At 71.5% G+C, this 3,899-nt stretch carries 3 protein-coding genes; 2 read left to right on the top strand and 1 reads right to left on the bottom strand.

Annotation, left to right across the window (positions count from 1 at the left end):
* Positions 1–122: 122 nt before the first annotated feature.
* On the top strand, positions 123–1,112 hold the full coding sequence (locus tag VQ02_RS28405) for an RluA family pseudouridine synthase (protein WP_048447607.1): 990 nt from the start codon (positions 123–125) through the stop codon (positions 1,110–1,112).
* Positions 1,113–1,358: 246 nt separating this feature from the next.
* On the top strand, positions 1,359–2,249 hold the full coding sequence (rpoH, locus tag VQ02_RS28400) for an RNA polymerase sigma factor RpoH (protein ID WP_048447606.1): 891 nt from the start codon (positions 1,359–1,361) through the stop codon (positions 2,247–2,249).
* Positions 2,250–2,779: 530 nt separating this feature from the next.
* Here the strand turns inward: rpoH and VQ02_RS28395 are convergent.
* Positions 2,780–3,899: ATP-binding protein (locus VQ02_RS28395; protein WP_048447605.1), on the bottom strand; the 1,120-nt coding region annotated here is incomplete at its 5' end.

Raw genomic sequence — 3,899 nt, 5'->3', positions numbered from 1 at the left:
GACCGCTAGACGATGGGAGCTTGCCGGGCGGGATGGCGGCGGTATAGCGGCGGGGCTGGACGGGCACAAGCCCGAAAGCGTACCCCGGCGACGTTTTCGGGCGATGCGGCGGGAGTGGCGGTTTGAGCGAGGCTGAGGTGCGGGAGGGAGTGATCCCGCCGGGGGAGGGGAGCGAGCGCCTGGACCGGGCCCTGGCCCGGCTGTGGCCTGACCTGTCGCGCAGCCGCCTGCAGGCGCTGATCCGCGAGGGCCAGGTCACCCTGGAGGCGGCCCCGGTCGGCGACCCCTCCGCCAAGGTGGGACCGGGCCAGCGCGTCGCCGTGACGGTGCCGGCGCCGCGCCCGGCCGAGCCGGAGCCGGAGGCCCGCGACCTCGTCGTCGCGTACGAGGACGACGACCTGATCGTGATCGACAAGCCGGCCGGGCTCGTGGTGCATCCGGGCGCCGGCAACGACAGCGGCACGCTGGTGAACGCGCTCCTCGCCCATTGCGGGGCGAGCCTGTCGGGCATCGGCGGCGTGGCGCGGCCCGGCATCGTCCACCGTCTCGACAAGGACACGACCGGCCTGATGGTGGTGGCCAAGACCGACCTCGCCCACCAGGACCTCTCGGCGCAGTTCGCCGACCACGGCCGCACGGGCCCACTGGAGCGGGCCTACCTGGCGCTGGTCTGGGGCCTGCCCGAGCCGGCCGCCGGCACGATCGACGCGGCGCTCGCCCGCTCGGAGCGCAACCGGGAGAAGATCGCGGTGGTGCGCGAGGGGCGCGGCCGCCACGCGATCACCCATTACCGTACCGAGGCCGCGCTCGGCGCAAAGGAGCCCGTTGGGCTCGTGCGCTGCCGGCTCGAGACCGGGCGCACCCACCAGATCCGCGTCCATCTCGCCCATCGCGGCCACCCGCTGCTCGGCGACGCGGTCTACGGCGCGGCATTCCGCACGAAAGCGAACCGCCTGGAACCGGGCGCGCGCGCGGCGCTGAACGATCTCGGCCGCCAGGCGCTGCACGCGGCCTTGCTGGGCTTTCGCCATCCCCGGACCGGCGAATCCCTGCGCTTCGAGAGCCCGCCGCCGCCCGACATGGCCCGGCTGATCGCGGCGCTCACGCCCTGAGAGGGACGAAAACCCTGACCTTGGACGTCTTATCGAGGAAGGGCGGCCGGTGCTCACCCTGCAGTAGTGCGGCACCGCACGCGGCAAACGGCCACGGCAGCACCAAACAGCGCTTCACGCGTTAGTCGCGACACCCGTCGCTACCCGGCCGGGCCGCTCTCTGCTATGGTGGCAGATCGAACGGCCGGCCAACGGGAGGTCGTTCGCGCTCGCCCAGTCTTTAAGGGGAGCTTCTAGGAGGTTGGAATGGCTGCTGCACTTCCCGTGCTCGCCAACGAAGGGGGCCTGTCGCGCTACCTCGACGAGATCCGCCGGTTTCCGATGCTGGAGCCGACGGAGGAATACATGCTCGCCAAGAGCTGGCGTGAACATGGGGATCGCGACGCCGCCCACAAGCTCGTGACCTCCCACCTGCGGCTCGTGGCCAAGATCGCCATGGGCTATCGCGGCTACGGCCTGCCGATCGGCGAGGTGGTGTCCGAGGGCAATGTCGGCCTGATGCAGGCCGTCAAGCGCTTCGATCCCGACAAGGGCTTCCGCCTCGCCACCTACGCGATGTGGTGGATCAAGGCGGCGATTCAAGAATACATCCTGCGCTCGTGGTCGCTCGTGAAGATGGGCACGACCGCGAACCAGAAGAAGCTGTTCTTCAACCTGCGCAAGGCCAAGGGCCGCATCTCCGCCCTGGACGAGGGCGACCTGCGCCCCGACCAGGTCAAGCAGATCGCCACCCGCCTCGGGGTCCCTGAGCAGGACGTAATCGACATGAACCGCCGCCTCGGCGGCGACGCGTCGCTCAACGCGCCCTTGCGCGAGGAGGGCGAGGGCGAGTGGCAGGACTGGCTCGTCGACGACAGCCCGACCCAGGAGACCGTGCTCGCCCGCGAGGAGGAGGGGCAGAACCGCCTCGCCGCCCTCAAGGACGCGCTCGGCGTGCTCAACCCGCGCGAGCGCCGGATCTTCGAGGCCCGCCGCCTCGCCGACGACCCGATCACGCTGGAAGACCTCTCCAGCGAGTTCGGCGTCTCCCGCGAGCGCGTGCGGCAGATCGAGGTGCGGGCCTTCGAGAAGGTGCAGGACGCGGTCAAGCGCAACCTCGCCACCCGCGAGGCGCCGCGGGCGGGAGTGCCGGCCTAGCGCTACCACTTCTTCCGGTGCCGACGCCGTCGCAAACGGGCGACGGCCTTGCGCGGGCGAGATCGCAGGAACCGAGCGGGTGGCGCTCACCCGCCGGCGGCCCCGAGACCCCGGTCTCGCCGCGGTCGGACCGTGCGATCCAGGTTTCGAGGAGGCGGGGCCGGCCGCAGAAGCCGGGTTCGCACGAACGGCGCCGATCCGGCCCTGGGCGATAGGCGCCTGGATGACCCGCCGTCCGAGGGGCAGCCGCTCCCGCCCTTCAGCGGCCGTTACGCGCCTCGCATCGATCCGGTCCGCGCAGCCCCTCATGCGGCTGCCGCCGCCCGCATCGGTCTCTCCCCGGCATCGCCTTTCTCGCAGGTCAGGGTCGCCGTTGGCGCAGCGGACTGGCCGGCTGGTCCTGCCACGCTTGGGCGGGAGGCCGGTGCCCCGTCGTCGGCCTCCGGGCGAAGAGGCCTATCACGATCGGGTTGTCGCACACCCTCCGGTGAGGGACGATGCAGGTGGGCTCGATCCGGCCTCCGGCGCCCTCACGCCCCGATCAGTTCGCGGATGCGGGCCGCCAGGGTGTCCACGGCGAAGGGCTTGGTCAGCACCGCCATGCCCGGTTCGAGCTGGCCGTTGCTGAGCAGGGCATTCTCCGCGAAGCCGGTGATGAACAGCACCTTGAGATCCGGGCGGCTCACCCGCACCGCATCCGCCATCTGGCGGCCGTTCAGCCCGCCGGGCAGGCCCACATCCGTGACCAGCAGGTCGATCCGCGCGTCGGATTGCAGGATCCTGAGGCCGCTGCCCCCATCCGCCGCCTCGAGGGCCGCGTAGCCGAGGTCGCCCAGCACGTCGGTGACCAGCATCCGCACGGTCGGCTCGTCGTCGACGACCAGGACGGTCTCGCCGGCTTCCGCGACCGGGCGCAGGCCCGCTTCCGGCGGCACCTCGTCGTGCTCCGCCCGCCCGCGGTGGCGGGGCAGGTAGATGCTGACGGTCGTGCCCTCGCCTTCGTTGGAGTGGATGCGCACCTGCCCGCCGGATTGCTTGGCGAAGCCGTAGATCATCGACAGCCCGAGGCCGGTCCCCTGGCCGAGGGGCTTGGTGGTGAAGAACGGGTCGAAGGCCTTGGCGATCACCTCCGGCGGCATCCCGGTGCCGGTGTCGGAGACGCTGAGCGCGAGGTACTGCCCCTCCGGCATGTCCTGCCGCTGCGCCGCCTGCCGGTCGATCCAGCGGTTGCCGGTCTCGATCGTGATCCGGCCGCCCTCCGGCATCGCGTCGCGGGCGTTGATGCAGAGGTTCAGCAGGGCGTTCTCGAGCTGGGACGGATCGACCAGGGCCGGCCACAGGTCGGGCAGGCACACCGTGTCGATCTGCACGCTGGGTCCGACCGTGCGCTGGATCAGCTCGATCATTCCGCCGATCAGGGCGTTGACGTCGGTGGCCCTGGGATCGAGCGTCTGCCGGCGCGAGAACGCCAGCAGGCGGTGGGTCAGCGCCGCCGCCCGCTTGGTCGCCCCCTGCGCCGCGGCCATGTACCTGTCGATGTCCTTGAGGCGGCCCTGGCCGATGCGGGTCTGCATCAGTTCCAGCGAGCCCGAGATGCCGGCGAGCAGGTTGTTGAAGTCGTGGGCCAGGCCCCCGGTGAGCTGGCCCACC

This window comes from Methylobacterium variabile, assembly GCF_001043975.1.
Classification (GTDB): Bacteria; Pseudomonadota; Alphaproteobacteria; order Rhizobiales; family Beijerinckiaceae; genus Methylobacterium; species Methylobacterium variabile.
This window is presented reverse-complemented; position numbering and strand designations above follow the sequence as displayed.